The 24962-nt window shown below is 61.8% G+C and carries 32 protein-coding genes; 13 read left to right on the top strand and 19 right to left on the bottom strand.

Going from position 1 to position 24962, the window contains the following annotated elements:
* Positions 1–76 precede the first annotated feature (76 nt).
* The 18 genes from ACETK3_RS19750 to ACETK3_RS19665 form a co-directional block, all read right to left on the bottom strand.
* Complete coding sequence (locus tag ACETK3_RS19750) at positions 77–505, bottom strand: GIY-YIG nuclease family protein (protein ID WP_373993462.1); 429 nt, start codon at positions 503–505, stop codon at positions 77–79.
* Positions 495–1664: a DNA cytosine methyltransferase gene (locus tag ACETK3_RS19745; protein WP_373993461.1), complete on the bottom strand. Its 1170-nt coding sequence runs from the start codon at positions 1662–1664 to the stop codon at positions 495–497. Before ACETK3_RS19745 ends, ACETK3_RS19750 begins: the two co-directional genes overlap by 11 nt.
* A gap of 382 nt (positions 1665–2046) precedes the next feature.
* Positions 2047–2343, bottom strand: a complete 297-nt coding sequence (locus ACETK3_RS19740; RefSeq protein ID WP_267785030.1) for a hypothetical protein — start codon at positions 2341–2343, stop codon at positions 2047–2049.
* Positions 2340–3119: a ParA family protein gene (locus ACETK3_RS19735; protein WP_253033693.1), complete on the bottom strand. Its 780-nt coding sequence runs from the start codon at positions 3117–3119 to the stop codon at positions 2340–2342. Before ACETK3_RS19735 ends, ACETK3_RS19740 begins: the two co-directional genes overlap by 4 nt.
* Positions 3120–3221: 102 nt before the next feature.
* The gene (locus ACETK3_RS19730; RefSeq protein WP_267785032.1) at positions 3222–3527 is read right to left on the bottom strand and encodes a hypothetical protein; all 306 of its coding nucleotides are present in this window, start codon (positions 3525–3527) and stop codon (positions 3222–3224) included.
* A gap of 95 nt (positions 3528–3622) precedes the next feature.
* The gene (locus ACETK3_RS19725; protein ID WP_267785034.1) at positions 3623–4018 is read right to left on the bottom strand and encodes a hypothetical protein; all 396 of its coding nucleotides are present in this window, start codon (positions 4016–4018) and stop codon (positions 3623–3625) included.
* Positions 4019–4080: 62 nt separating this feature from the next.
* Positions 4081–4284, bottom strand: coding sequence for a type II toxin-antitoxin system HicA family toxin (locus ACETK3_RS19720; protein WP_028264585.1), 204 nt, complete (start codon positions 4282–4284; stop codon positions 4081–4083).
* 26 nt (positions 4285–4310) lie between these two features.
* On the bottom strand, positions 4311–4523 hold the full coding sequence (locus ACETK3_RS19715) for a hypothetical protein (protein ID WP_373993460.1): 213 nt from the start codon (positions 4521–4523) through the stop codon (positions 4311–4313).
* 25 nt (positions 4524–4548) lie between these two features.
* A complete protein-coding gene (locus tag ACETK3_RS19710; RefSeq protein WP_373993459.1) occupies positions 4549–4878 on the bottom strand; it encodes a hypothetical protein in 330 nt (109 codons plus the stop codon).
* A 29-nt stretch (positions 4879–4907) separates the two neighbouring features.
* Entirely contained in the window at positions 4908–5165 is a 258-nt protein-coding gene (locus tag ACETK3_RS19705) for a hypothetical protein (protein ID WP_373993458.1), read from the bottom strand.
* Entirely contained in the window at positions 5165–5407 is a 243-nt protein-coding gene (locus ACETK3_RS19700) for a glutaredoxin domain-containing protein (RefSeq protein ID WP_267785040.1), read from the bottom strand. The genes ACETK3_RS19705 and ACETK3_RS19700 overlap by 1 nt, the downstream gene beginning before the upstream one ends.
* A gap of 55 nt (positions 5408–5462) precedes the next feature.
* Positions 5463–5813: a hypothetical protein gene (locus tag ACETK3_RS19695; RefSeq protein ID WP_373993457.1), complete on the bottom strand. Its 351-nt coding sequence runs from the start codon at positions 5811–5813 to the stop codon at positions 5463–5465.
* 11 nt (positions 5814–5824) lie between these two features.
* Positions 5825–6025: a hypothetical protein gene (locus ACETK3_RS19690; protein WP_373993456.1), complete on the bottom strand. Its 201-nt coding sequence runs from the start codon at positions 6023–6025 to the stop codon at positions 5825–5827.
* 823 nt (positions 6026–6848) lie between these two features.
* Entirely contained in the window at positions 6849–7097 is a 249-nt protein-coding gene (locus ACETK3_RS19685) for a hypothetical protein (protein WP_373993455.1), read from the bottom strand.
* Positions 7098–7147: 50 nt separating this feature from the next.
* Positions 7148–8029, bottom strand: coding sequence for an ArdC-like ssDNA-binding domain-containing protein (locus ACETK3_RS19680; RefSeq protein WP_267785045.1), 882 nt, complete (start codon positions 8027–8029; stop codon positions 7148–7150).
* Positions 8030–8507: 478 nt separating this feature from the next.
* Positions 8508–9725 (bottom strand): hypothetical protein, encoded by a 1218-nt coding sequence (locus ACETK3_RS19675; RefSeq protein ID WP_373993454.1) that lies wholly within the window; start codon positions 9723–9725, stop codon positions 8508–8510.
* A 267-nt stretch (positions 9726–9992) separates the two neighbouring features.
* Positions 9993–10226 (bottom strand): hypothetical protein, encoded by a 234-nt coding sequence (locus ACETK3_RS19670; protein ID WP_253033654.1) that lies wholly within the window; start codon positions 10224–10226, stop codon positions 9993–9995.
* A 60-nt stretch (positions 10227–10286) separates the two neighbouring features.
* Positions 10287–10604, bottom strand: coding sequence for an ArsR/SmtB family transcription factor (locus ACETK3_RS19665; protein ID WP_373993453.1), 318 nt, complete (start codon positions 10602–10604; stop codon positions 10287–10289).
* 312 nt (positions 10605–10916) lie between these two features.
* On the opposite strand from ACETK3_RS19665, the gene ACETK3_RS19660 reads away from it, so the two are divergent.
* Genes ACETK3_RS19660 through ACETK3_RS19600 form a run of 13 tightly spaced genes read left to right on the top strand, consistent with a single transcriptional unit; the run spans position 10917 to position 24035 of the window.
* Positions 10917–11354 (top strand): hypothetical protein, encoded by a 438-nt coding sequence (locus ACETK3_RS19660; protein WP_373993452.1) that lies wholly within the window; start codon positions 10917–10919, stop codon positions 11352–11354.
* On the top strand, positions 11351–12430 hold the full coding sequence (locus tag ACETK3_RS19655; RefSeq protein WP_373993451.1) for a M23 family metallopeptidase: 1080 nt from the start codon (positions 11351–11353) through the stop codon (positions 12428–12430). Before ACETK3_RS19660 ends, ACETK3_RS19655 begins: the two co-directional genes overlap by 4 nt.
* A complete protein-coding gene (locus ACETK3_RS19650; RefSeq protein WP_373993450.1) occupies positions 12430–12921 on the top strand; it encodes a hypothetical protein in 492 nt (163 codons plus the stop codon). Before ACETK3_RS19655 ends, ACETK3_RS19650 begins: the two co-directional genes overlap by 1 nt.
* A gap of 36 nt (positions 12922–12957) precedes the next feature.
* Positions 12958–14277 carry an AAA family ATPase gene (locus tag ACETK3_RS19645; protein WP_253033659.1) on the top strand — a complete coding sequence of 440 codons (1320 nt, stop codon included), beginning with the start codon at positions 12958–12960 and terminating at the stop codon, positions 14275–14277.
* A 2-nt stretch (positions 14278–14279) separates the two neighbouring features.
* Positions 14280–14798 (top strand): hypothetical protein, encoded by a 519-nt coding sequence (locus tag ACETK3_RS19640; RefSeq protein ID WP_373993449.1) that lies wholly within the window; start codon positions 14280–14282, stop codon positions 14796–14798.
* Positions 14795–15076 (top strand): hypothetical protein, encoded by a 282-nt coding sequence (locus ACETK3_RS19635; RefSeq protein ID WP_253033661.1) that lies wholly within the window; start codon positions 14795–14797, stop codon positions 15074–15076. The genes ACETK3_RS19640 and ACETK3_RS19635 overlap by 4 nt, the downstream gene beginning before the upstream one ends.
* Positions 15077–15084: 8 nt before the next feature.
* The gene (locus ACETK3_RS19630; protein ID WP_253033662.1) at positions 15085–15786 is read left to right on the top strand and encodes a hypothetical protein; all 702 of its coding nucleotides are present in this window, start codon (positions 15085–15087) and stop codon (positions 15784–15786) included.
* Positions 15779–17155: a hypothetical protein gene (locus ACETK3_RS19625; protein WP_373993448.1), complete on the top strand. Its 1377-nt coding sequence runs from the start codon at positions 15779–15781 to the stop codon at positions 17153–17155. Before ACETK3_RS19630 ends, ACETK3_RS19625 begins: the two co-directional genes overlap by 8 nt.
* Positions 17152–18660, top strand: coding sequence for an SCO6880 family protein (locus ACETK3_RS19620; protein WP_373993447.1), 1509 nt, complete (start codon positions 17152–17154; stop codon positions 18658–18660). Before ACETK3_RS19625 ends, ACETK3_RS19620 begins: the two co-directional genes overlap by 4 nt.
* A complete protein-coding gene (locus ACETK3_RS19615; protein WP_267785056.1) occupies positions 18660–20171 on the top strand; it encodes an ATP-binding protein in 1512 nt (503 codons plus the stop codon). The genes ACETK3_RS19620 and ACETK3_RS19615 overlap by 1 nt, the downstream gene beginning before the upstream one ends.
* Positions 20171–22000 carry a type IV secretory system conjugative DNA transfer family protein gene (locus ACETK3_RS19610; RefSeq protein ID WP_373993446.1) on the top strand — a complete coding sequence of 610 codons (1830 nt, stop codon included), beginning with the start codon at positions 20171–20173 and terminating at the stop codon, positions 21998–22000. Before ACETK3_RS19615 ends, ACETK3_RS19610 begins: the two co-directional genes overlap by 1 nt.
* Positions 21997–22845, top strand: a complete 849-nt coding sequence (locus ACETK3_RS19605) for a DUF4913 domain-containing protein (protein WP_373993445.1) — start codon at positions 21997–21999, stop codon at positions 22843–22845. The genes ACETK3_RS19610 and ACETK3_RS19605 overlap by 4 nt, the downstream gene beginning before the upstream one ends.
* On the top strand, positions 22842–24035 hold the full coding sequence (locus ACETK3_RS19600) for a hypothetical protein (protein ID WP_373993444.1): 1194 nt from the start codon (positions 22842–22844) through the stop codon (positions 24033–24035). The genes ACETK3_RS19605 and ACETK3_RS19600 overlap by 4 nt, the downstream gene beginning before the upstream one ends.
* Positions 24036–24098: 63 nt before the next feature.
* Here ACETK3_RS19600 and ACETK3_RS19595 read toward each other — a convergent pair whose 3' ends face one another.
* Positions 24099–24956, bottom strand: a complete 858-nt coding sequence (locus ACETK3_RS19595; RefSeq protein ID WP_373993443.1) for a hypothetical protein — start codon at positions 24954–24956, stop codon at positions 24099–24101.
* Positions 24957–24962: the final 6 nt, after the last annotated feature.

Raw genomic sequence — 24962 nt, 5'->3', positions numbered from 1 at the left:
GCAACCGCCACGACATCGCGGCGGAACTCTTCGGGAAAGGCTTTGGGCATGAGGAACATCCTTCCACCCGCAAGGATCAAATCCTCACAGGCAAAGTGTCAATCAAACCTTCAGCAGTCCCTTTCGCGTCAATGTACGCTTGGGCTTTCTTTTCCTTAAGATTTACGCTCTCGTACTGCCACGCGGGCCAAATTTCCACTTCTGCGACTTCAAACAGGTCGAGGATTCGCATGGCTACCGCATCGGTCCGTTGATTGGTCAGGTGCCTGCCCAGTCGCACTCTCAGCTGCTCGTTTGTCTGCCCGACGTAGATGGGTTCCCCGTCATAGTCGTAAAACGCGTACACACCCCATTTGGCGTCTGACCATTTGCGGCCCACATCGTCCGTTTCGTTCAAGAACTGCTTGAGAAGGAGACGGAACTGCTGGACGTCGGTGGCCGGTAGTGAAACTTTGGCCGGTTTCTTGGGTTTACGTACGGGAGATGCGGTGCTCTTACTGGACAACCGACACCAGTTCCTCGCTCTGAGACTGGGTGCCCAGCTTTCCCTTGATCAAGGGCATGAGGTAGTTTTCCCCCAACCATTCCACAACCGGGACTGCAACTGCGTCACCGAATCCGAAGAGAGCTTGGTTCGTGCGAGCTGTGGAAAGGTCGTAGTCGCCGGCACCCATAAGGCGGGCGTATTCAAGGGGCGTCATCCACCTCACTTGGAGTCTCTTGTTCCCGAGCCTCACGACGGCCTGTTTTGAAGAGCCGCCTCGGGCTGTACGGAGGCAACCTGAAACGTCATCAGGGCGGACTTCCCAAACAGCGACCCCGTTTCGGGTTCTCCGGTACGCTGTTCGGTATTTAACGCCGCTGTCGCGGCGCAAAGAGTTGACGCGATCGCGTTGAGTGGGTGACAGCGAGGCAATGAAGGCATCCGTCCGATCCTGGTCCCACCACCTCTCGTCGGTTGTTTGCATTTCCTCAACGAGTTCACCAAGCCCGGAGAGCTGAGGGGTTGGAGGCGCGGGCAGCGCCGCGCGGTGAGTCCTCAGCGTGGGGTCGCCGTAAATCCATTGCAACCAATCGGGCCGCAGCTCGTAATTCTGCTCTTCAGAGTCTTCCGGAGGGTTTTGTGCGCCTACTAGGAAGATCCGCGGACGCGACTGCGGCAAGAAACGGCGAGCGTCTATGGCCAACACATCGACTGAATATCCAAGCTCGTTAAAGGCCCGGATGGCAGCAACCAGATCATCTCCGCCATGCGACGTCACCAACCCGTTCACATTTTCGAGAACAGCTACCTCTGGCCGATTTTCTGCTCCCAAGTCCTCCAGGAGGCGGATGAAGTGCCAGAATGTCCCGGATTGACTCCCAGCGAGGCCTGCCCGGCCTCCAGCCAGGGATAAATCCGTGCACGGCGAGGATGCCCATGCGAGTTTGGCATCCGTCGGCAAGTCAGCTGCCTTTACGACCCCTATGTCCCCCAACGCGAACGTGTGTTCAGAGTCATCGCTGAACTGCCCCTCGTACATGGCCCATTTGTCCGGCTCAAAGTCGTTGGCCCAGGCAACGCGGAATCCTGCCGATTCCAGGCCTATGCGGGCCAGTCCGATACCTGCGAAGAATTCAAGGACCTTCGGGCGAGCAGTGGATAGTTGGGTGACGTTGTGCATGTCTGAAGATTACCGTTGCCAGCGAGAGCGGCCAGCAATTGTGTGACGGACACGACCACTCAAGGCTATGGCGACAAATCAGCCAAGACGGCGAGCATCCAGATCCCATCGCCAAACCTGATCTCAAATAGCGGTTCCCCTTTGGGATCTGTGCCGCGTGGTTCCATTGCGAAGTAGGGCCATCCATCCCTTGCGAAGGCCACGGCATCCCGCGTGCGAACCGCGTGAAACGTCCCTAAAGGCTTCGGCGGTGTGCTCATGTCTGCTCCTAATTCCACCAAGTCGGTACAAAGCGAAGCGGTTTCTCTTGAACCTGCATCTGCACGTTTCCCATGGCACACCTCCGAACTGACTTCACTGAACAAGGTCCTTCGAGGGGGCTTCATTGCTCCTGCCGGTACTCGGACCAGTGGGCCAACACTGCCTGTTCGACGGCCGCACGCTTGGTCAGCTTCGTCTTGAACTTCACGAAATCAAGGATCTCCCCAACCTCGTCGCTGACTTGGAGATTCAGATCCCGCACACCTTGTGCGGCGTTCGGCTTGGCGGCTGGGACAGGCTGCCGGGCAGGTGCCGGCTGCGCAGCTACCGGGGGCTCAATGGGATCAACATGCTCGTCAGGAGCAGGCTTGATCTGGGCTCTCACACGGCGGTTGGTCAGGTCCGGTTTGCTACTCATCGGATCACTTTCTTGGATAGTTCGGTGTAGGCGTCAAGAACTTTGTGCCCGCTCGGATAGTCGCCATACCACTCCCCGGCAAGGCGGGCCTGTTCAACGATGGTCCGCTTCGGCACCATGGGCGTCAGCAGCAGCCCGGTTTGTTTCAAGTCATCGAAAGCCACGCGCTCAACAGCAGGGGTCCCCACAACACGGTCATCAATGGCGGCCGCGATAACACCCAGCTCGTCCAGCGTGTGAGTGGCCCCGATACGGGCCAGGTTCTTCTTGAACTGGCTGACCGTCTGCCGGGCCCCGTCCACGCCATCTACGCCATCTTCGGAAAGCCTGGACGCGTAGACGATGGAATCCGCGGCTGTCAGTGCTCCCTTGATGAGCGGACCGCCCTGCCTGTTGGGGCAGTCGATGACCACCAAATCGGATTCAAGGCCAACCAGCGAGGTCTTTAGGCGGTACTCAGCACCGTCCGCGTACTCGGCTTCCCGGTTGCTCATGCTGCGGGCAGCAGGAATGACCCGAATGTTCTCTGACCAGGCGGGAACGACGATGCCCAGCTCCTCGGCGTAGCCTTCGCAATCGTCGTAAGCCAGGATCGCGCCGACGTGTAGGTGATCTTCCTCGGGAACGACGCGCGCCCACTTCGTAGTGGCGGCCCGCGGGTCCAGGTCCAGTAGCGTCACCTTGCGCCCGCTTCTGGCCGCAATGACAGCCAACGATACTGCGGTGGTTGTCTTGGTGACCCCACCGCTCTCTGAGTAAATCGCTAGTACCTGCATAAGCCGAATCTACATTCCTTCCAATCTACATTTCCGGATATACACGCCTCTTGGTTTGTAGATTTCTTGTTTTCGGGAAACCGTGCGGATCTATGGATGCGGCTAGTTGCCTTCGGTGTCGAGCTGCGCGTGAACACTGTCCATCAGCTGCGACAGTCCTGCCGATTCCCAGGAGCCGGGGCGGTTGTCCAGAAGGGTGTAACCGTCTGCGACTTCCCGCTGGGCTTCCAGCATCCCGGCATAGATGAGTTCCCCTATGTCAGTGCCGGCTCCGAGCTGGCGCAGGATCGCGTCTTTGATGGCTTCAACGTCCTCGTGGTATTCCTGGCTGCGTGTCTCCAGCTCCTCGGGCGACTTTCCGGCTATGGCTCGGCCTTCGAAACCGCCGGGAATGATCTTTTGCGCCATGGTTTTGTTCTCCTTGTTTGTTCGGCTCGGGGCAGGACCTACTCCCCCAGCTCGCTAGTACAGATTTGTAGAAATCTTTTTTTGTAGATTTCTGGTTAGGCGTCAGCGGGCTTCTTCGCCTTGAGCTGGGACACCCGTTGGGTGGAAATGCCGAGCATGCGGGCAACTTCGGTGATGCTGAACTGATCGCTGAGTTCCGCGACGACGGCCCGAGATTCTGCGGCCCCCTTGGCGGCAAGCTCCTGGGCTTTATCAAGGTCTTCCCGCGCCTGGGTCCAGCGCTGCATGGCTTCGTCAGGGGCTCGGAGGGTGACATTGACCTGAACCTCGTCGGGGTCGAGGTCGAGCACTGCGGCCGCGAGGTCCGTGGCCATGTCCTGGATATCCTTCGCTCTGCTGGCCTGGGTGACCTGATCCAACTCGTGAATGTGAATCATCCACCACTTGCCTTCTTTGTGGGCTACAGCTTCGAGCTCGCGCTTGACGGTCATTTCTTCCTCTCGTACTGCCGGGCGGTGGTCCGGTAGGGGCCTTGCAGCCCCTACCGGGAAGGCTACTGCCAGCCGCTCGGCGTAGTCGGCAGTCCCTTGGCAATCTGCCGGACGACTCCGGGGCTGATGGTCCGGTGCCGGGGAACAGCCACGGTGACTGTCCCGTCCGGCGAGGCCCATACGTCGTGCTTGCCCGTCTGCCGAATAATCCTCCATCCGGCCTTGGTCAGTTCCGCCTCGGCTTCTTTCCTTTTGATCTCCTTCATAACTCTATTCTAGCCCCCCTTGCGTGTCAATTGCAAGGGGGGCTAGGAAAAACTAGGGATTGTTGGGTGTTGTGGATTTTGCTGCGGTTGCGGCAGCGACTTTCCTGCGCGAGTGAGAGGGTGGCGTATGCCTGCGCCATGCTGGCCTTGATCGCAGCGGCCGCCGTGGCGTCCTCAGGGAGTTCCTGGGCGGCTTCGGTGAGGAGGGCTGTGGCTTCGGCAAGGTAGGGGTTGTGCATGGTTTCTCCTTTGCGGGTGGGGGGATTAGGGCGAACCGAGTTGGTACAGTCCGCTGAATCCTTGGGGTCGTAGATAGGGGCAGGGCCAGCCGCCGGCGCGGACTAGGGCGACTTCGGCCAGCGTGTAGAACGGTTCTGTGATTCCGAGCTGGTGCATGTAGGCGCAGCGGCCATCGGTCATCATTTCGTGCTCGCGGTCGAGGCGGGCCTGAACGGTGGGTTTGGCCCGGGCGTTTTCGGCGCCCCAGTTGGAGTGGCAGGCGGGGCAGTAGGCGACTTCATAGGCTTCTGCATCGAGGATGGTTGGGAAGCTCTGGGTGTCGAAAAGTGCGAGCTGTCCGGCTAATTCAGCCATGGTCTTGGTTCCTTTCGCGTTCTGGCTGTTTAGAAAAGGGCTTCCTGGGTCCATGCCGGTGCGTGTTCGTGGTTCAGGTGTTCAATCAGTAGTGCGGCGGCGTCCTCGGGAGTCGGTCCCCAGAACCTGGGGTTTTCTGTCCAGTGGCAGACCGTGCAATCCGCGTGCCAGTGGGCCCGCCAGTCGGGGCAGCCTTCCAGCGGAAACGGGCCGGAGCAGCACCACGATGTTGAGTCGATTCGTCCCCGTCCCTGGATCTTCTCGGCCTGTTCCTTAGTCAGTGCCATCAGGATTCCTTTCCGGTGAGAGCCAGAATTTTGTCGGGGCGGAACCCTGCCCATGTGTCGGTGTCGGTGACGACGATGGGGGCTGTCATGTGGCCGGCCTTTTTGAAGGCTTCGCGGTCTGTCTCCGTCATTTCCCGGACGTGGTACGTGATCCCCTGGCGGTCCATGGCCTTCTTCGTGGCGGTGCATTTGCTGCACTCGCGGCCTGCTTCGTCGGTGATCGTGTAGACGGTGATGCTCATGGTTCCGACTCCTTGGGGATCGGTGGTGGCCGGGGGTCACGGCCACCTTGGGCGGTTAGACGGGTTCGGCCGCTGCTAGGCGGGTGTCGAACAACTTCTCTGCGAGGCGGATCAGATGTGCGGGAGCGTCGGTGTCCCAGCCGTGTTCTGCGCGTCCTAGGTAAATCGCGTTTCCTGTGACCTCTGGCAGATAGAGGCCCGTTTCCCGGAGCAATTGTGTGGCCCGGACGTTGGTGCGGAGGTTGCTGCTGTCGGCCCTGAGGTAGACCTGCCAATCGCCACTGACGATGCAATCGAGTGGGCCGTAAAGGGCTTCAAGGGTCCCGTGGCGAACGTCCTGGGGCCTGGCTGTGACTTCTTCGCTGAGTCTGGCGGGAATGACCAGGGCAATGCATTTGCGGATCATGACGTACTCCTTCACTCGTGGCGGATGGCGTTGGGCACGTAGGCCCTGAGGGTTTCTTTGTCGATCCAGAAGTGTTGGCGGCCAGTTCCCCCTGCGGCGACGTGATCACCGCTGAGAATGTTGTTGGTGGGGGATTCGAAGGTCTGAAACCACTTGTCCTCGTGGTCAAAAATGACGGTGTTGCCGTTTTCGTCGGTGGTCTCCGTGAGCATTTCGGTTCCTTCCGGTGGGCTTCTTGATACTTCTATTCTAGCCCCCCTAGGATCTGCTTCGCAAGCCCCACTAGGAGGCTTTGGAAGTTTTCCATATTTCTCTATAGGTAGATTTCTGCTTTTCTGCCTTTGTAGAACACGGGACATGCCATTACTTAGATCACGCGGGCCCGGCGTTACTGGGCGGCGAGTGTCGCCGTAGCCAGCTGTGGTAATCCCCGCCCGTAACCACGCTGGAAGCCCCCATGTGCCTTAGAAGCTGCTCACGGCGTCATGGTTCCTGTGCCTGCGCCAGCCCGGCTCCGCGCACTAGATGTGTGTCGTCCCGGCTGAAAAAGACCCAGCCATGACGGCAGGGGAGAAGGCCGCCCCAAAGTCTTAGACCATGGGGAACATGTCCGAGTGTCAGCGATACTTGCTAGATCAATCTCAAGAAGGAGACACATGGGGAAAGCAAGCCGTCTAAAGGCTGAACGTCAGCAGGTGAACGTGATTCGCGAGCCGATCACAGAGACTCATGAGCCTCCGCAGCCGCAGAACTGGCCAGATGGCCATGTGGGCGTTGCGCTTACCGGAGATGACCAGGAGGAGTGCATTGAGGTCACTATCCATGGGGTGCGGCACTACCTTCACTCGACCACCGCGGAGGAGCTGAGCAAGATGCTTAGGTCCCGCATTGATGAGTGGAACGAAACCGCCTTGGCCGGGGGAGCCCCAGGAGTCTAGGGACGGTCGCGGCAGGCGGGGGGCCTCAGGAGTCTGCCGTGAACCGCCGGCCGAGCTTGCGAGGCCGGCGGCGGCCATTTGGCCGCCGCCTCCTGGTCTATTGGCTCTCTGCTGCCTCGCGGGCTGCCTTGATGGCTTCGCGTAGTTTCCGGCTGAACTCGGGGTCAGGTGTCCGTGCGCATTTTTGGCATTTCTCCCAGCGGTAGCCTTTACCGCCTCTGCCTTCGTAGGCCATGGTGAGCTTTTCGCGGCACTTCACGCAGTGGGTTGGGGCCTCGCCGTTGGTGTAGATCAGTGGATCCGGCGCGATGGCGAAGAGTTCGCCCTGGCCTTCGAGCTGCATCATGGTTGCTCCTTTCAGTAAGGGGCGGCCCGGACGGACCGCCCCGGGCCGCTCTAGGCGGCTTCGTCGGTGGGGTCCTCGTCGAGCGCTTCCGCGAGCTCGTGCACGGCGCGGAGGACGTTCGCGGCGGTGGCCTTAACGGTCTCCATGTCTGCCTTGGACCATCCGGCGACGTAACCGACGCTGTAGGCGCTCGTGTCGAGTCCGAGCATTCCGGCCATCACGTAGGCCACGCTCTCGGCCTCGGTTTCCTTGACGCCACGGTGGGCCACGTATTCCTTGTGGTCCTCGTCGGCGTGCAAGATCACGTGTGCGGCCTCGTGGATAGCCGTCTTGGCTGCCTGAGCGGGGGAGAGGCCGGCATCGATCACAACGCGGCGCGTGCCGTCCGTGGTGGTGTAGCCGTTGACCTCGCCGGGAATCTCTTCGTGGGTGACGGTCCAGCCGCGGACGCTGAGAAATTCGGTGACCTTGGCGACGATGCCCAGATCATCGGAGCCGGTAAGGCGGCGGGCGGGGCTGCTGTAGTCCTCGGCCCCTTCCATGAGGTCAGTCTGTGAGATATCGAAAACCGAGAGGATGGGGAAGCGGACGACGGTTTTTTCTTCGTCCTCGCCGGTGGCCTCGTTGGTCTCGGTGACCTTCTTGGTGCTGTAGCCGAAAATCTTGATGGCCTTCTCACCCTTTCGGACCTGACGGCCGAGCTCCTGCCATTTGCGGAATCCGGCAACGCGGGTGGCCACGTTGCACTGGGAAAGGATCAAAATGACGTTGTTGAGGCTGTACGCGTGGAATGCCTGGGCGAAAGCCAAGAACTTCATCCACTCATCCGAGCTTGTGAACGATTCGATTTTGGCGGTGAGCTGAGCTTGCAGCGCTTCGGCCTGAGCCTTGCGCTCTTCGGCGGTCTTGCGGGTCTTGGTGGCAGTGGCCATGGTTTCGGCTCCTTCGGGATGGGCTGTTTTCTTATCTCTATTCTAGCCCCCCTAGGAACTTTTTTGCAAGCCCCACTAGGAGATTTTGGGGAGTTTTCCGGATTTCCTGATTTCCTGATTGGTAGATTTCTGCTTTTCTGCCTTTGTAGAAAACCGGACTTGCCATTACTTGGATCACGCGGCCCGGCGCTACTGGGTGGCGATTGTCGCCGTAGCCAGCTGTGGTAATCCCCGCCCGTAACCACGACGCAAGCCCCCATGTGCCTTGAAACCCGGCCACGACGCATGGTTCCTGTGCCGTCGCCAGCCCGGCCCCGCGCGGTAGATGTGTGTCGTCCCGGCTGAAAAGAACCCGGCCAGGGCGGCAGGGGAGACGGCCGCTCACGGCTTGGACCATGGGAAACTCCTCCGTTGCGCTGTCCCCACTGTGGGCCGGTGGAGACAGGAGGATGAATCTCAGAGCGGTCCACACTGGGTGTCAGCGTGCGGCCGCTTCTTGGACTCCTCGTTGGTAGTCGTCCGCGAACCTGGTTCGCCAGGACTGGCCCGAGGGTGCCGGACGATGTTCGGCCGCTTCCTTCTGGATCCGCTGGAATGCGGCCTCAGCCTGAGCTTTTGCGGCGCGGGAGCGTTGGATTGCTCGTTGGCTGCGGCTGTAGACGGGCTGGCCGTTAACGCGCCAATGGTTGAGCCTGCCTTGAAGGAGAGCGGGCAGGTTGAGAGCACCGTCAAAACCGTCGTGCCGGTGCTCGGTGCCATCCGGTTTAGTGTCGACCGCGTGCAGGATATCGCTGGGGGTGTAGTCGGCGCGGAAGAACGGTGCCAGGATCCGCGCGAGATGGCGGGAGCGGAGCTTACGCATCGGCGGTGAGTGCCATTGAACCGTGCGGGCCGCTTGCAACTCATTGAAGGATCGGGTTGCCTCATCCAGGGCGTTTGTCGTCCCGTCAAGCGGCCATTGCAGGTCTGCACGAGCGGCCGTCATCTCGGCCACCCACTTGGTTGTCGCCTGAAAATAGGCTTTCAGGGTGGGCGAAGCCCACGCCTTTATGCCCTTGGGGGCGGTTTTTCCTTTGGAGGGGTTAGGGTTGCCATTTATGTCCACAGCCAACCCGAACATCGTCAGGATCGGGTCCAGCTTGCACTTGAAATCCATGCGCTGGACCTCCTCTTCACCGAATCTGGCCAGCTCCTCTTCGGTGGCAGGACGGCAAAGAACGTAGACGGCTCGGTCGGCCATCCGTTCTTCCCGTTCGCCGTCCTTATGCAGGTTGGATGCGCCCAAGCAGTTCTTGGGTGTGTAGATCGCTGAGCGGCCGCCAGCGACGACAGCGAGGAAACCGTAACGGATCAGCCAGCGCTTGATGCGCCCCAGGGTGCCTTGGCCAATGCCGGCCATGGCCAACAGATAGGCATTGCCGGGAGTCACGGTGTGGCTGTTGAAGTCAAAGCCTTGAAGAAGAAGCTCAGCCACGGAGAGGAGGTTTCGGCGGAAGTCAGTTCTGCGCAAGGCGAGTTTGGGGTGATGGCGGATGGCTTCGAGCCAATCGAAGTCGGTGGTCAGCGCGCAGCTGCCCTCGGGAACGGCGCGCAGGACGTTCTCCTCGTCCCGTTCCACGAGCCGGTTCAGGCGACGGGGAGCCTCCGTGCGTTTCGAGTGCTCGCCCAGCTGGGCCGGATCCCGCTGCTTCCACACGCCCGGCAACCCCTGTACGGCAACGTAGCCGGGGATACTCGGGGTGCACGTACTTGTGGTGTTGCAGGGGGCAACTCGTATGCGGGCATGCGTTGACGCCGGTTCAAGGTCCGGTACCATAAGGGGGACAAGATCCTTTCAGGTTTGAAGGGAACACAAAGGGACCGTCCCTCGCGGGAAGGTTCTGTTTATCCATCGCCGGCCCGTCGCCAAACAAAGACGGTGATGGAAGGATTCGGAAGGCCCGCTCGCGCGGGCCTTCTTCTTTTAAGCGGCCTGGATAGGCAGCTCCTCAGCTTGGGGTTTCGGCTTGGGGAACACTGGCAGGCCGCCGTTCTCCTCAAGATGCCGGATGAGAGTGTCCAGGTAGAAGCTCAGGGAAAGGCCTGAGGCATCGGCTGCGTCGCTGACGGCGGTCCGTCGTTCGGGTATCACCTTGCCCTGTAAGAGCACGGTTAGTGCACCGTCACGGCGGCGGGCTCGACCGGGTTGTGTACTCATAGGATTAACCTGCCACGCAAGTTATGCATATGTACGGATTTGGGTCCGCGCGTGTCGCACTTAATCAGCTGGATCGGCTTTCGATCGATCACTACGCGTCCAAAGGGTTGAGCCCTTTACGTAAAGGGCGATGCCTGCCAGCGCATCATCGAAGGCAGATTCTTTGAGTTGATAGACCACTCGCTGCCCTTGACGGTTCTCGGAAGCATCGGATGTGACGGCACCGCGGTCCTCCAGCTGCCGCAGATGCCATGCCACAGTCTTGTAGCCTGCCCCGATAGCTCGTCCTATGTCGCCCGAGGTCCCTCCCTCGGGATTCTGGGCAAGGTGCCGCAGAATTTCGATCCTCAACGGGTTGATCCCCAGGACGTCGATCACGTCAGCCGCCCAGGGGGGCGTGGGGGTGGATGGCTGGACATAGCGGGGCATCCCTTCATTCTGTCGCACTCGGCATTCTTAGCTTTCCACTGACTAACTTAATACGATAGTCTGCTGCAAGAGGGAAAATAAATCGGATAGTAGGGACACGCGCATGGTTGCTGGTGAGGCCTAAGTCTCAATAGGTCGGTATGACAAGCGTTTTCGATGAATTGCAGGGACAATAGCGCCGTTCCATCGAATGGATAATCCGCCATCTTGTCGGAGGCTGCTGGTTAGGTATTGAACGATGTTCCAGGGGGAGGACAGGGTTTGAAGAATTTGGTGCCGTTCGGCACGCCGTGGCCGATGAATGCAACCCTGAGGGAACGCGCCGCCTGTGAGCGTGAGGCTTTCCGCTCATGGGTTGACGGCCTGGCTATCCCGTCCAGCCAGCGAAGGGTGCTCATTGAACTTCTAGGGCTGATGGATGAGCGGGAGTTCGTAGAAGGCCGCGCAGCTTGCGTAACGTACGAGGCGGAATTGGGCCGCCGCACCGGTTTAGGGGAATCCCTGGGCTCTGTAATCGATGATTTGGCGGCTGCTGGTCTGCTGACTTCCCACCGTGCCGCTGACGTGTTCCAGGATGGCCGGTCGGGCGTGGTGTTGCGTGTGCGGCGTCCAGATGTGGTCCTCACCGTAGAAGCGGCTGGCACGTTGTGGCTGGCCGATTCCTGGACGCGGAAGCACCGGCGTGGAGTAAGCCTGTGAAACAAAGTTCATCGGCCGCTGTGTTGGCTGTAGCGGCGTTTCTTTTTGCCCCTGTCCTGATTGTGATGCTGTTCCTCGGGACCGGTGGTGCGAAGGCCGCCGCGTCTTGCGGGGTGGGCGGCACGAGCGTGGCAGTGGGGAACGTCCCTGCCAAGGTCGGAGCCTTTTCGGGAAAGCAGCTGGAGAACGCGGCAGCGATCATGAAGGCCGCCAAGGACCTCGGGTTGCCTGCGGCCGCTCAAATCCTTGGTGTGCAGGCAGCCATTGGTGAGTCCACCCTGAACGTCATCGACTACGGCGATGCAGCTGGCCCGGACTCCCGTGGCTTATTCCAGCAGCGCGCCAATGGCGCATGGGGGTCCTACGCGGACCGCATGGACCCGCACACCAGCGCTACAAACTTCTTCAAAGCACTGGCGAAGGTTTCCGGGTGGGAGCAACTGGAGCCGAGCACGGCGATCCATCGGGTCCAGCGCAACGCCGTTGAGAACCACTATGCGCAGTTCCGTGCCCCTGCAGCTGAGATTGTGAAGGCCCTGGGCGGGGAGGCCGGCGCGGGCATTGACGCGTCCGGCGCGTGCCCCAGCGCCGGGGGAGCGGTCGTAGGGCAGCTGTCCGGCAAGTGGGTCCACCCTCTTGCCGGAGCCCCCATGACCAGCGGTTACGGCCCCCGTCCTGCCCCTCCGGGCACCGTCGGGGGAGTGCTGGCTAACTTCCACTACGGAATCGACTTCTCCACCCCCGGTCACGCGGGAACGATCGTGGCGGTGACGGATATGAAGATCGTCAAGGTCCGGAACCTTGACGGAACCTTTGGTACCGGCGTCACCGGCCAAACCACTGATGGCAAGTTGAGCATCGGTTACTACCACATGGAAGCCGGGTCCTTGAAGGTCAAGGAGGGCGACGTCGTTGCTGCCGGGACACCGCTGGGAACCGAAGGGGCCACGGGCAACGTCACCGGCCGTCACCTGCACATGGAGTTCTTCCCTGGCGCGCTGCCTAACCCAATGGTCCCGATCAACCAGACCATAGACCCGGCCCCGATCCTCAAAGCACAAGGAGTGAACTTCTAGTGAGTATCAACAAATTCGGTTTCGTCGTGGCCGTGACCGCCGCCCTGGCTGGCTGCGCTGCCCCGGCATCAGAGACCGCCCCGGCGACGCCTGCCATCACAACGAACATTCCCGTAGAGGACCCCGGCCACTCTGAAGATCACGGCGTTCCCGCCGTGACCTGGGACGCGGCCGCTGAAGAGAAGGTCAAGGCTCTGGCCGCTGACCTGATGGGCAAGTTCGCCCGCCCCGACCTGACGGACCGGGCGTGGTTCAACGCGTTGCAGCCGCACATGAGCGCTGACTACCAAGAGTCCGCGCAGTACATCGATCCCGGCCGCATCCCGGTCCGGCAGATCGTGTCCGGCCCGGTACTGGTCCGGGAGAAGGGAAACCCCATGTCCGTCACGGCCGAGTTCACCACCAATAACGGCCCATGGGTCCTGTCCCTCCACCGGACCGGGCAGGACGAGCCCTGGCTGATCACCAACATCGCACCCAAAGATTCCTGAGCAGCATCACCACTCCGAAACGAAAGAGGTAGGCCCATGGCCATCGAAAAATCGCTGATCCAGCCGGAACCGGTGATCAGCGCCATCATCAACGGTGACAACACCGGCGTCCTGAAAATCAACGGGGAAGAACACCCCTACGAAGCCCTGGACGTCAACGATCTGCGGCAAGCGCTCATGAAGCGGGTCATCGGAGAAGCGGCCACGCTCGGCCGCCCGGTCCGCGTAACTTCCATGGATGACAGCGGGGTTTCATACCTCGTTGTCTCCCCAGCTGGGGAAGTCGAGGAAGAACAGCCAGAGGCTGTCCCGGAGGACGCCAGCACGATCATTGAGCGCATTCCCTCGGCTACGTCCGCCACAACCACCGTCACCAAAGCCCCTGCGACGCCAGCTGCGCCAACCGCAGGGACATCGGCAGAAGCGCCCGCTACGCGCCGGTCCATCAGGGAGGCCAGCAGCTTTCTGGCCGCTCCCAGCGCCGTCGAACCAGCCAGCCAGGGTATCCGGGGATGGCTCAACAGCCTGGGCATGTCGTTGGCACCCTCGGAGGAAGAGCTGAGCGAACGCGAAGATATCCGGCTGGCCTCCAAGCACTTCGCCGGCACCCGCACCATCGCTGTGGCTAACCAGAAGGGCGGGTCGAACAAGACGCCTACCGTTGCCGACCTCGCGGCCGTGTTCGGCCGTAACGGCGGCAGTGTCGTGGCTTGGGACAACAACCCCACCACGGGCACCCTGGGGTGGCGGACGGAAAAAGGTGATCATTCCCGGAGCGCACTGGATGTGATTGCGGCCGCTGATGCGCTGCTGTCGCCCACGGCCCAGTCAGCGGATATCAACGCGTTCGTGCACCACCAGAGCACGGACAAGTACGACGTGTTGCGCTCTGATGCCGACGTGGCCGGTACACACGAAGTCACCGCTGAAGAGGTCGATATTCTGCACCGGGTTCTCTCCAAGTACTACCGGCTGATCCTCATGGATTCGGGCAACAACCACCGGAGCGCCGAGTGGAACCGCATGATCGATCACGCGGACCAGTTGGTGGTTCCCACCACCAACGAAGAGGACCGGGTAGAGGCCGCTCTGTTGACCTTGCAGGGTCTGGACCTGAAAGGCGAACGCTCGGCTGACCTTGCTTCCAACGCCGTCGTGATCGTCTCCGAACGGCAACGGGGCGAAGCGCGGTTGTCCCAGGAGACGGCAGAGAAGTTCCGCCCCTACGTCCGGGACGTGGTGGTGGTGCCGTTCGATGAGGCCTTGAAGTCGGGCCAGATCCGTTTTGGCGCGCTTCAACCGGCGACCCGGAGGGCGTGGCTGCGGGCGGCAGCTGCGGTGGCGCGTGGGCTATGACCGTGGCAGAGAAAACCGAGAACGTCAGTCCGTGGGTGACGGCCGCGCAAAGCATCGCCCCGGAAGTCCAGGCCGCTGCCCCTGAACCGGAGCCATCACCGGCAGCCGAGGAACAGCCAATGCCGTTCGTGGCCGCGCACGGCGGGGCCGGTGCCACAGCGTGGGCCGCGATCCTCGACGGCGCCGACCATGGCCAACAGTTGCCCGCTAATGGGGAACCGGCAGTGCTTGTTGCCCGTGCGAGCCTCCACGGCATCGACGCGGCCAAGGCTTCCATTGCCGCCCACGGACGGGCCGCGTTCAGCACCGTCCTGATCGTCCCGGCCTCACCGGGACGCATGCCGCGTCTGATCCAGAACGAGCTCAAAGTTCTCGGCGGCGCGGTTCCTCTGGTACCCGTCCCGTGGGTGCCGGGTCTGCTGATCAAACGCTCTGCCCTGTCAGATTTCACTGACGTACCTGCGAAGGACCTGGAAAAGATCCGCACCGCACTTTCAACGATTAAAGGAGAAACGAAATGACCGTTATGACCAAGCTGACCAACGTTGCAACCACCGTCGTGGCCGAGGCTAAGCCGCTGCCCAAGGAAGTCCAGGACGGGCTCGACACCGTTCTGATGTGGACGAAGATCATCGGCGGCTCCCTCGCCGTGCTGGGCCTGATGGTTCTGTTTATCGGCCTGTTCTTCGCCCACCAGCGCGGCCGCGGTGAAGAGTTCATGGGCAAGGCCGGCTGGTGGCTGACCGGTGCTATTGGGTTGGGCACGGCCGGTGTTCTCGCTGCCCTGTTCGTCGGTTAGGAGAGCCCATGCCTACGACAAAGAAGCCGCAAACGCTGCGCGGGAAGGTCGCCCTGTGGGCCTCCGTCCTCGTGGTGTTCGTCGTCGCGATTCTGTTGATCCTGATCGTGGTCAAGCCCTCCGGCCAGCCTGAACCGTCTGGACCGGTAGCCGTGGAAACACCCAAGAATGAGGGCGGCTGCAACGTCCCCGCAGGGGATATCTCTTCCAAACCTGCCATGCCCAAAGACCTCCGCTGGAACGCCGAGAAGGGCTGGACCTGGCCTGTCTCGGACACCTACGGCCCAACCAAGACCAAGGACGGATTCCCGGCCTGCTTCGCCCGCTCACCGCTCGGAGCAGCTCTGACGGCCGTCTCGATGAACGCAGCCGGAAACCTGATTAACGCCCGTAAAGCCGGTGAGTTTTACGGCATAGATTCTCCGGGGAAGGAGGTTTTGCTCGCCAAAACACCTGATAAGGCGGCTATGACGGCGCCCCCGTCATTTTCGGGTTTCATCGTGGACAGCTTCACCGGAAACGAAGCCTCCATAACGCTGGTCGTGGCCACGGCAGCGAGCAACTCCGGGTACGCGGGGCTTCCCCTGACCTTCCAGTGGGTGGACGGGGACTGGAAACTCAAAATTCTTGACGACGGATCGACGTTCGTCGGCCAGCCCCCGGTACCGGTCAAGGGCGGATTTGTTGAATGGAGTGCGTCAAATGGCTGATTGCAATCCTTTGACCGACGGTGCAGCCTGCGTGGCGGGAAAGGTGATCGGCGGCGTCGTTGGCGGCGCGAAGGATGCCGCCGCGGGTGCGGTGAACTCTGCCGTGGACTCCGGGGCCAACGGCCTCGGTGAAACCATGATGGGAGCCTGGGATTCGATTATGAAGGGCTTCCTGACGTCCTGGCTGGATTCCGGAATGCTCGTCAGTCTGGACGGCGCGTCCATGCAGTGGCTCGGGGACCAGTTGCAGGTGATCAGCATCTTCCTCGCCACGATCGGCATCATGGTCGCGTGCGTGTGGACGATGGTCCACGCGCGAGGTGATCAGGCCGTGAAGGTCTCCAAGGCCCTGCTGATGACATTCCTGGTGACCACCCTGGGAACAGCGTTGATGCAGGTTGCCATTCCTGCCGGTGACGCCTTCGCGAAGTGGATCCTTAACGAGGCCGGTGTAACGGTCTCCGGATACGGCGCGATTGGTCCCGCCTCGCAGGCGACCGGTTCCATTGGTGCGGGCCTGGCGATTATTGCCGGGATTTTCGGGGTGATTGCCACTTTGTTGCAGTGGATCATCATGATTATCCGCGCCACAGTCCTGCCGCTTTTGATTGCGTTTTGGCCGGTGGCTGCGGCGGCCGCGATGATCCGCGGCGCTGAAGGCGGTTTTGCGACGATCACGAAGTGGTTGATTGCCTTCCTGATCTACAAGCCGGTGGCGGCGATAATTTACGCGTTCGCGTGGAAGCTGAAATCAGGCGGTGACGGTATTGGAGGCGTCATCAACGGCATGCTGCTGCTGGTGCTGGCTGTGGCTGCCCTTCCGGCGATCATGAAGCTCCTGGGCCCTGCAACCTCCGCGATGGGTTCAGCTGCGGGCGGGACCATGGCCATGGCTGCCGGTGCCGCTGTCGTCTCCGCCGGTGTGGCCGGGGGAGCAGCCATCGCCACGGGCGGCGGCTCAGCTGCTGCCGGTGCCGCTGCTGCTGGCAAGGCCGGCACGGCTGGTTCCGGCATGTCCATGGCTCAGGGCGCATCGGTTTCCTCCGGGTCCTCCGGGGGCTCCGTCTTGGGCGGTGGAGGAGGTTCATCCGGTGGCAGCGGCCCGTCCGGCCCCTCGGGCGGTAGTGGCCCCTCGGGTGCACCTGGCTCTTCCGGGGCCAGCGGTGGCACGGGTTCGGGTGGGTCCTCAGCTGGTGGCGCTGGTCCTTCGGCCGGTCAGCCGTCTTCTGGTGGGGTCGTGGCCGGTGGTTCGCCGTCCACGGGGGCTTCCGGGTCGAAAGCAGGAATTCACGCAGCTGCCCAGTCTCTGGGCGGGACTGTAGCCCGCGGGGCACAAGACGCTGACGGAAAGGGCGTGTTGGGATCATGAGCGATAACGTTCCCCAGGAAAAATTCGGGAACTGGCTTCAGCCAGCGTCCCCTGGCCTGTACGGGCTGAGCCTGCCAGCGGTGATTGTCAGCGCTGCCGGTTTGGTCCTTGGCCTGTTGTTGCTGATGCGGGGCTTCTATCTCGCCGCTGTGCTCCTTGTGCTGGTCGCGGCCATGATTGTGCTGCTGGGCATGGTGAAGTTCGGTGGAACCACGATCATTGCCAAGGTCACTGATCGGTTGTCCCTGGCGTCCCGGAACGCTTCCGGTTCGTCGTTTTACGTCACCGGGGCCTTGTCGACGCTTCCCCCTGAGGATGCTGAGCGCCTTCCTGGCGCGCTGCTGGACGTGGACACGATTTCGGGCACTGACGGGTTGGGCCGTGAGTATTCACTGCTGCACCACAAGTCCGTGGGCCAGCTGGCGGCCGTGTTCGGGTGCTCCCCGGACGGCGCTGCCATGCAGGAGCAATCGACGGTGAATTCACAGGTGTCCAAGTTCGGCGTCTGGCTTTCGTCCCTGAGCGTCGAAGAGGGCCTGACCGGTGCCACGGTCGTGGTTGACTCGGCGTCCGAGTCCTCGGCCGGCACCTGTGCGGCGATCCGTGAAGACGTGGTGCCGGGGGCACCGGACTTCGCCAAGGAAGTCCTGGACCACGCGGTGGGCACCCTCCCGGCACGGTCGGCGGTGCTGAACGTGTACGCCACGATGGTCTGGGACACCGAAACGTTGGGGGCCTCGGAGAAGGACGTGTCTTCCGCAGTTGCCGAGGTCGCTTCCCGTCTGCCGGCGCAGAGCGAAATGCTCAGCGACGCCGGGGCAGGTGCCCCGGAACCTCTGGTCGAGGCGGAACTGGCCCATATCGCGCAGCTGGCGTATCAGCCGATGCGTGATCAGGAAATGGCGTTGGATGCCCTGAGCGGCCGCCAGGCCGTGAAGGACTGGCAGCATGCCGGTCCGGGATTCTTCGATGATTCCCAAGGCCGTGTGGTGTTCCACGACGGTGTTGCTTCCATGACGCTGATGATGACCGTGCCTCCCGGCGCGCACATCACCTCGAGGAGCTTTGACCGGATTTTCGGACCGAACTCCAAGTTCCTCCGCAAGCGGGTGGCACTGTTCTACCGGCCGGTGGACCCCGGATCGGGGGCCAAGGTTGTCGATAAGTTGGTCAAAACTGCTGACTGGAAGATCAGTACCCGCAAAGGCCGGCCGACGTCCTGGGACCGGGCGGCCAAGGCCGTGGCAGAGAAGACCGAAGAGGAACTGGCAACAGGTGCCAGGCTCTCGCTGTTTTCGATGATGGTCACGGTGACGTTCTCCCCGGATGAGAAGTCCTACCGGGATGCGCTGAACCAAGTGAAGTCTCTGATGAACCAGCTCATCATGCCATACCGGTTCGTTGAGCACGCCGGTTCGGCCGCCTTCCACACCACGCTTCCGTTCGGTGTCCTGCCGTGGCGCTACTCCGGCTCTCCCCTCTGGCTCGGAAAGGGAACGAACTAATGTCCAGCAAAAAGGCACCTGAAACCAAGCACTTCAAAACGTCCAAGGGCTTTACCGGATTCGGTGGAGGCCGCTGGGGCAAGCGTCCCAAGCCTCCGCAGTGGTATTCGTCCTCGAACCAGCTGTGCGGGATCTATCCTTTCTCAGCCGGGACGTCCCGGCCGAACCTGGGCACCCCGTTGGGCCGAGATATGAACGTGGGCACTGCGGTGGCCGGGGACATGAAGTCCTGGTATGACGCGGGCCTGATTTCCTCGGCCACGATGATGCTCTTTGGCTTGAACGGCAACGGCAAGTCCTCGGTCGCGCAGCGGTTCATCTACTCCATGGCCGCACGCGGCATCGTTCCGATGGTCTTTGACCCGCTGAAGGATGAGTACGGCGAGATGATCGAGCTTATGGGCGGGAAACGATTCAGTTTCGGCCCACGCGGGAAGGACCGCATCAACCTGATGCACCTCGGGGCGCTGGGAGAAGCGGCACACAAGATCGGTGGGAACCTCGGGGAAGAACTGCTCCAGGAAGCCATCGGCAAGGCTGTGGACATGGTTGCCCTGGTCGTACAGATCAACCGCGGCCGCCCGCTGGAGGACTTCGAAGATACCGCGCTGGACCTGCTGGTCCGTTCGGTCATCAAACGGGTCCGGAACGCTTCTCCGCACGATCTGAAGGCCGCGTTCCTGAACCCGCCTCCGGAAGTTCTCTCGGCTGTCGCCTGCAACAGCCCGGAAGAGTTTCTTTCCGAGTACCGGACGCTGCACCTGTCAGTGCTCGCCATGCTCAACGGCCAGATGGGGCCGCTGATCGGCGGCAGCGATGCCATGTCCGTGCCGCTGGGCAATCCGGGCGGGTTCTGCTTCGATACCTCATCCATCCCGGCGTCGAACACCAAGCTCCTGTCGGCGGCCATGCTGGCGACCTGGAACATTGGCTTCTCCGCGATCGATGCCCACTGGGAAATCTCCCAGCATGATCCCTCCGTCCACTGGGGCGGCTATCTGGCCGTCCAGGACGAGTTTTGGTACCCGATGCGTGCCTGTGAGGGCATCATCGACCGGGCAGACCGTATCGGTCGGACCAACCGTGGCCTGGGTGTCAGTGAACTGAAAATCACCCACAGCCCCAAGGACTTCCTGTCACTGCCCAACGAGAAGGACCGTGCCACGGCCAAGGGCTTCGCCCAGCGCAGCGGCATCCTGGGCCTCATGGCCCTGTCCCTCGATGACCTGCACGAGCTCAGTGCGGTCCAGCCGCTCAACGCCAGGGAAATTGAAACCGTGAACAGCTTCAACACCCCGCCTGACTGGAAGCCGAAATTCAACCCCGACGGCACCCCGGCTCCCCCTCCCGGCGCCGGAAAGATTCTGCTGAAGGTGCCGGGCCGGGCAGGGATTCCGGTCAAGATGACCCTGACCGACATTGAAAAGAAGCACCACGTCACCGACGAACGCAGCAAACGGTTCGTGCCGACGGAAGTTCAAGACGCTGAGATGGAAGGAGCGGCCGCCTGATGGGTGCACCAACACGGGCGCGGTACCTGCGCCAAAAGAACCGGGCAACGATCATCGGCGCTGCCGTCCTGATCGGTGTGCTTCTCTCCGTGGTGGCCGGCCTGGCTGTCGGCGGGTTCTACGCCACCGGCACCTGGGCGGGGCCCCAGATCGTCGTCCAGGAGCTGGTGAAGGGGCCGCGGGAGTTCTCCGGCCTGTATATCGCCGGGATGGGAACCGTCGCGGCTGTGATCGCGGCCGTCATCGTGGGCGGGTTGCTCCTGGCCCGGAAAGCATCCCCGAAGTCCTCCTGGGTGGACCCGGCAGCCCGGCACATGGCGGCGTTCAAAGAGGTCAAATCTCTTTCGGCCAAGGTCACGATTGCCGATAACCGGAAGATGAAGTGCCAGGCTGACGGCTGGCCCGGTTTCGAACTGGGAAAGATCGTCCCCACGTCCCAGCCGTTGTACGCGAACGCTGAACTGGTCGGCCTGATCTTTGCCGGCCCTCGCGCCGGCAAGTCCGCCTCCTATGCGGTGCCGTTCATCCTGGACGCTCCCGGCGCGGTCATCGTCACCGAGAACAAGCGGTTCCTGACTGACGCTACCCGCGACGTGCGAGCCAAGAACGGCGGAAATATCTGGGTCTTTGACCCGCAGCGCATTGTCGGGGAAGCGCCGGGCTGGTGGTGGAATCCGCTGTCGATGGTCCATGACGCGGCCAGCGCATGGACTTTGGCTGACACGTTCGCCAAGGCCGAAATGGAATCCGTAGGAGAGAAGGGCTTCCAGTTCTTCGAGCTTCGCGCCACGCAGCTGCTTCGCGGGTTCTTCCTCGCGGCCGCCGTGAAAGGCCTGCCCTTGTCCACGGTGCAGGAATGGATTTCGGATCGGGACGTGCGCGAACCTGAGGCCATCGCGATCCTGAACGAGACCCGCCACGTCGAGGTCCTGAACCAGCTGGCCAGCATCTTCTCCCCGGACTCCCTGCCCGAACGTTCCGGCGTGTTTTCCACGGCGCAGATCATGACTGAATGCCTGACCAACCATGAGATTGCGCGGTGGGTCAACCCTGTTGAAGGTGATGAGGTCGCCTCCCCGGAGGTTCCCGGTTCGGTGTACCGGGGACGCCGGCACTTCAACCCGGCAGAGTTCGTCCGCAGCAAGGACACCCTCTACTCGCTCTCCAAGGACTCGGCCGGTGGCGGCCGCGCACTGGTCACGGCCATGGCCGTGGCCGTGCTGGAAGCGGCCGTGGAATTCGCCACCGAATGCCCTGGGGGCCGGTTGCCTGTCCCCCTCTCGGCCATCCTGGATGAAGCGGCGAACGTCTGCCGCTGGTCCAAGCTGCCCAAGGAATACTCCCACTTTGGCTCCCGTGGAATCCTCGTGGCCACCATTCTGCAGTCCTACTCCCAAGGCGAATCCGTCTGGGGCGAAAAGGGCATGGAAGCCCTGTACCAAGCCGCCAACTGGGTCCTGTACCTGGGCGGCAACAAGCCTGGCCCCTTCCTCTCCAAAACCTCCGAAGCGGTCGGGGATTACTACTACACAACGCCCGGTTCACCCGGATCCAAGGATTCCCCCCGCGGTCCGGCCCAGGAACACCGTGACCGCATCTTCGATGTGGCCGAGCTCGCCGCCCTTCCCAAGGGCCGGGGCATCCTGATTACGGGCCAGAACCGGGCTGCCCTGGTCAAGTCCACCCCGTGGATGTGGACCAAGCACAAGGAAGCGGTCGAGGCGTCCCTTCGCGCCCATGACCCGCAGGCTGAAAGGACTATTCAGGACGCTGTAGCCGAAGCCGAGTCTGTGCGCCGCAACCCTGACATGACGCCGGTGGCAGCGTGAGCGGCACCGCTGAACAGAACGGCCAGTTCCCGGAAGAGCACCTTCCGGGAACTGGTCTGCTCTTTGAGGAAACTGACGCCGAACAAGACACGGGCACGCCTCCCGCTGCTCCGGCCGATAGCCAGGACGACTGCGCGGCTGAGCTTCCCTCGCCCGGTGCTGGCGGTGCTGCGCTGGCCGGGCTGGACCCCGCGGCCATGGAGGACCTGGTGGCAAAGGTTGCTCTCCGTCGCTACACCAAACGTCTCGAAGCCGAAGTGGACGCCCGGCTTGATCAGCTGGACTGGTCCGCCGTCACCGAAAGCATCGACTCGCGCTTGGCCGGCGACGTTGCAGAAGCCGCGGGGGTGGATACCTCGACCGGGGAAATCACTGACAGCACTGATACCCAGGTTGATGCCAAAGCACCGGCCGCCGAGGACACGGAAGAGACTCCCGAGCCTGCTTTCCGTACCGTGTACGACTTCTACGAAGGCATCTACGGGCCGCTCTATGAACACTACGATTCACGCCCGGGCGTCCTCGCCCAACGCGGGACCCCGCCCATCCAGTGGTGCCGGCAGTGGTGGAACCACGAGTCGGTCATGATGCGCCTGACTGCCCTTTGGCAGGCTTACGAAGTCGCCTACGCCGAAGGCGGCGGCGCACTGAGTACCTGGATGCTTGATCACGCTGACCGCCATTTTGACCGGATCATGGCCGAAGGGGGGCCGCTGTCAGAATGCCGCTCGGACCACGGCCACAACATGACCCGCTATCCCGTTGACCCGCTGCCCGAAGGCCTGAACCTCGACGCAACAACCGTCCAGCCAGCACCGTCTGGCAACGAAAGGAAAACTGCATGAACCGGGAAGAACGCCGCCGCCAGGAAAATGCCAACCGCCAACCGGGACCATCGCAAAAGACCATCGCGCCGCATCGGATTGACGCCGAAAATCAGGACTTCATAGCCGGAACCATCTTCGTCCACGGTGCAGCCGGCATCCGCCCCGATACAGACGGGCCAGCCCTGCCGCCTCTGTTCGTAGTGCTTCTGGATAAGAAAGCGCTGACCCCCGCCCCGGAGCTGTTGCATCTCTTTGACCTGTTCGACGCCCAGGGAACCGTCAAAATCAATGACCAGTTGCAGGGCACCGCCCGCTGGGGGGCCATGCCAGCCGGGAATGGCCAGATGCTCGCCAAGCTGGAACTGAACCTTGCAGCACCCGTGAGGACACGTCCCTCATTCCTTCTGCTGGCAGACAACTACAAAGACATTTGGGACATCCCCGCCACGGCAGGCTACGTACTGGGCATCACGACCACCGAACGGTTCTATGCGCTGAGCGATTCCAGTTCCTACGCTGACGCACTGGAAGCGTGCATCGTTATGCTGCCCGAGCCCAGTAACGCGGCACAGATGCTCAGCGAGCATTACAGCACCACCGACACACCGTTCTCGCCGGACGCGTCCCCTCTGCTCATCTTCAACGAAGACGACACCGACAACATGCGCTACCAGGTCGGAATCGCCACAGGCCCTGACGGGGAAGTGGTGTATCCCTTTATGCTGCTCCGGCCCACAGGGATCACGCAGATCGCCCTGGGTGATGGTTCCGTTCCCAAAGCGATCTCGTCGGCCTACGCCGAACGCGGCCTGCATTGGTTTGATGCTCGGGCTTCAATCAAACGCGCCGAGGGCTGGGCATGGAGGGAACAGGGCAATGACTTCATCATCACCGACGCAGACTGCGTCCTTGTCGCGTCCTTTGCGCCGCAGACAACGGGAGCCGAAGGAAAGTGGCTCGACGCAGTGCGGACCACGGGAACCCTTGTCCTGAACATCGGAGACGAACTGGTGATGGACGATGGAATCTCAACACGAGAGCAAATGATCACCGCGCATGAACGGGGCAACGTTGTTACCGGGCTCATCCTGCACGCCAGCGCCTCATCGGCATCCGAGGCGGCATACCCGGAAGCTGTCCTTGAAAGCACCCAGGACGACGCGGAGGCCAATACCCGCCCGTGGTGGAAACGCCTCTTCCGATCCTGACCCCTGCACAGGAGGGCCCTGCACACCAACGGTGTGCAGGGCCCTCTTGCGTGCCGCCAGCTGCTACTGGTCTGATTCCTGGCCACCGCTAATGCGACGCAGCATATTCGCGAGAAGGATGGCCGAGTCAGCGGCCACCCCCGCATAGCGACGGTTTATTGTTGCGCCATGCTTGACTCCCTGGGCCTGCTCAATCGCTGAACGGACAAGCTTCCGAAGAGCTGCGTTCTCCGAACCAGCAAGATCGACCTCGATCACGCGGTCCAAACGATTTTTCGTTTGGGCTACAGGAGGTTCTTCCTCACCCTCGGGCAGGTGCCGCGCCGGGACATAGGCTGCCTCAGACAGGCGTTCCAGGATGATCACACAGTCGTTGCCGACATTGCGGTAGTCCTGTTCGGTCCTGGCGTTCGCGAAGTGGCGTCGAAGTTCCGTGATTTCTTCGTCAACTCGGGTCCAACCGGTCCGTGGCTGAGTGGTTACAGGTTCAGCGAGGACCGACGCGACCGTACCCGCTTCCAAATCTGCGAGCTGTTCGTGCAAGGGGTCAAATAGCTCAGCAAGGATCTGACGCCGAGCTTGCCACGAACCGTAGCCGTTGTTGTTTTTCCAGTAGGTGTAGAACCCGTCAAAGTCTGTGAATGGCGGCTGAAAATCCACCGATAGGCGCTTCAATACGGCTCGCAAGGCGGCCATAACGGCGCGGGACTCAGCCTGCGAAATCCTCGGATTGTTGTCCGTGCCACGGCTGCGATATTCGTCATGGACAAGCCTGGCCAAAGGAACAGCAATCTCTACGTCAGTGGCATTCTGGAGTGGCCCCGCATGGATTCGTTCTATGAGTTCGGTATTCAACCGGTACTGCTGGGGCGTCCAGACATCGGCCGCCTCTACTTCTTCAAAAAAGTCAGTCTCTCGCATTGTGCG

The sequence above is a fragment of the Arthrobacter sp. E44 genome (genome assembly GCF_041877125.1).
GTDB lineage: Bacteria > Actinomycetota > Actinomycetes > Actinomycetales > Micrococcaceae > Arthrobacter.
This window is presented reverse-complemented; position numbering and strand designations above follow the sequence as displayed.

Bases quoted from the DNA above. Each gene is read 5' to 3' on its own strand.
- ACETK3_RS19600 (WP_373993444.1), top strand. From the start codon at position 22,842: ATGAACCGGGAAGAACGCCGCCGCCAGGAAAATGCCAACCGCCAACCG.
- ACETK3_RS19680 (WP_267785045.1), bottom strand. From the start codon at position 8,029: ATGGCCACTGCCACCAAGACCCGCAAGACCGCCGAAGAGCGCAAGGCT.
- ACETK3_RS19685 (WP_373993455.1), bottom strand. From the start codon at position 7,097: ATGATGCAGCTCGAAGGCCAGGGCGAACTCTTCGCCATCGCGCCGGAT.
- ACETK3_RS19645 (WP_253033659.1), top strand. From the start codon at position 12,958: ATGGCCATCGAAAAATCGCTGATCCAGCCGGAACCGGTGATCAGCGCC.
- ACETK3_RS19625 (WP_373993448.1), top strand. From the start codon at position 15,779: ATGGCTGATTGCAATCCTTTGACCGACGGTGCAGCCTGCGTGGCGGGA.
- ACETK3_RS19740 (WP_267785030.1), bottom strand. From the start codon at position 2,343: ATGAGTAGCAAACCGGACCTGACCAACCGCCGTGTGAGAGCCCAGATC.
- ACETK3_RS19615 (WP_267785056.1), top strand. From the start codon at position 18,660: ATGTCCAGCAAAAAGGCACCTGAAACCAAGCACTTCAAAACGTCCAAG.
- ACETK3_RS19710 (WP_373993459.1), bottom strand. From the start codon at position 4,878: ATGGCTGAATTAGCCGGACAGCTCGCACTTTTCGACACCCAGAGCTTC.
- ACETK3_RS19690 (WP_373993456.1), bottom strand. From the start codon at position 6,025: ATGCTCACGGAGACCACCGACGAAAACGGCAACACCGTCATTTTTGAC.
- ACETK3_RS19725 (WP_267785034.1), bottom strand. From the start codon at position 4,018: ATGACCGTCAAGCGCGAGCTCGAAGCTGTAGCCCACAAAGAAGGCAAG.
- ACETK3_RS19735 (WP_253033693.1), bottom strand. From the start codon at position 3,119: ATGCAGGTACTAGCGATTTACTCAGAGAGCGGTGGGGTCACCAAGACA.
- ACETK3_RS19720 (WP_028264585.1), bottom strand. From the start codon at position 4,284: ATGAAGGAGATCAAAAGGAAAGAAGCCGAGGCGGAACTGACCAAGGCC.
- ACETK3_RS19630 (WP_253033662.1), top strand. From the start codon at position 15,085: ATGCCTACGACAAAGAAGCCGCAAACGCTGCGCGGGAAGGTCGCCCTG.
- ACETK3_RS19705 (WP_373993458.1), bottom strand. From the start codon at position 5,165: ATGGCACTGACTAAGGAACAGGCCGAGAAGATCCAGGGACGGGGACGA.
- ACETK3_RS19620 (WP_373993447.1), top strand. From the start codon at position 17,152: ATGAGCGATAACGTTCCCCAGGAAAAATTCGGGAACTGGCTTCAGCCA.
- ACETK3_RS19695 (WP_373993457.1), bottom strand. From the start codon at position 5,813: ATGATCCGCAAATGCATTGCCCTGGTCATTCCCGCCAGACTCAGCGAA.
- ACETK3_RS19730 (WP_267785032.1), bottom strand. From the start codon at position 3,527: ATGGCGCAAAAGATCATTCCCGGCGGTTTCGAAGGCCGAGCCATAGCC.
- ACETK3_RS19745 (WP_373993461.1), bottom strand. From the start codon at position 1,664: ATGCACAACGTCACCCAACTATCCACTGCTCGCCCGAAGGTCCTTGAA.
- ACETK3_RS19635 (WP_253033661.1), top strand. From the start codon at position 14,795: ATGACCGTTATGACCAAGCTGACCAACGTTGCAACCACCGTCGTGGCC.
- ACETK3_RS19670 (WP_253033654.1), bottom strand. From the start codon at position 10,226: ATGAGTACACAACCCGGTCGAGCCCGCCGCCGTGACGGTGCACTAACC.
- ACETK3_RS19700 (WP_267785040.1), bottom strand. From the start codon at position 5,407: ATGAGCATCACCGTCTACACGATCACCGACGAAGCAGGCCGCGAGTGC.
- ACETK3_RS19610 (WP_373993446.1), top strand. From the start codon at position 20,171: ATGGGTGCACCAACACGGGCGCGGTACCTGCGCCAAAAGAACCGGGCA.
- ACETK3_RS19595 (WP_373993443.1), bottom strand. From the start codon at position 24,956: ATGCGAGAGACTGACTTTTTTGAAGAAGTAGAGGCGGCCGATGTCTGG.
- ACETK3_RS19715 (WP_373993460.1), bottom strand. From the start codon at position 4,523: ATGCACAACCCCTACCTTGCCGAAGCCACAGCCCTCCTCACCGAAGCC.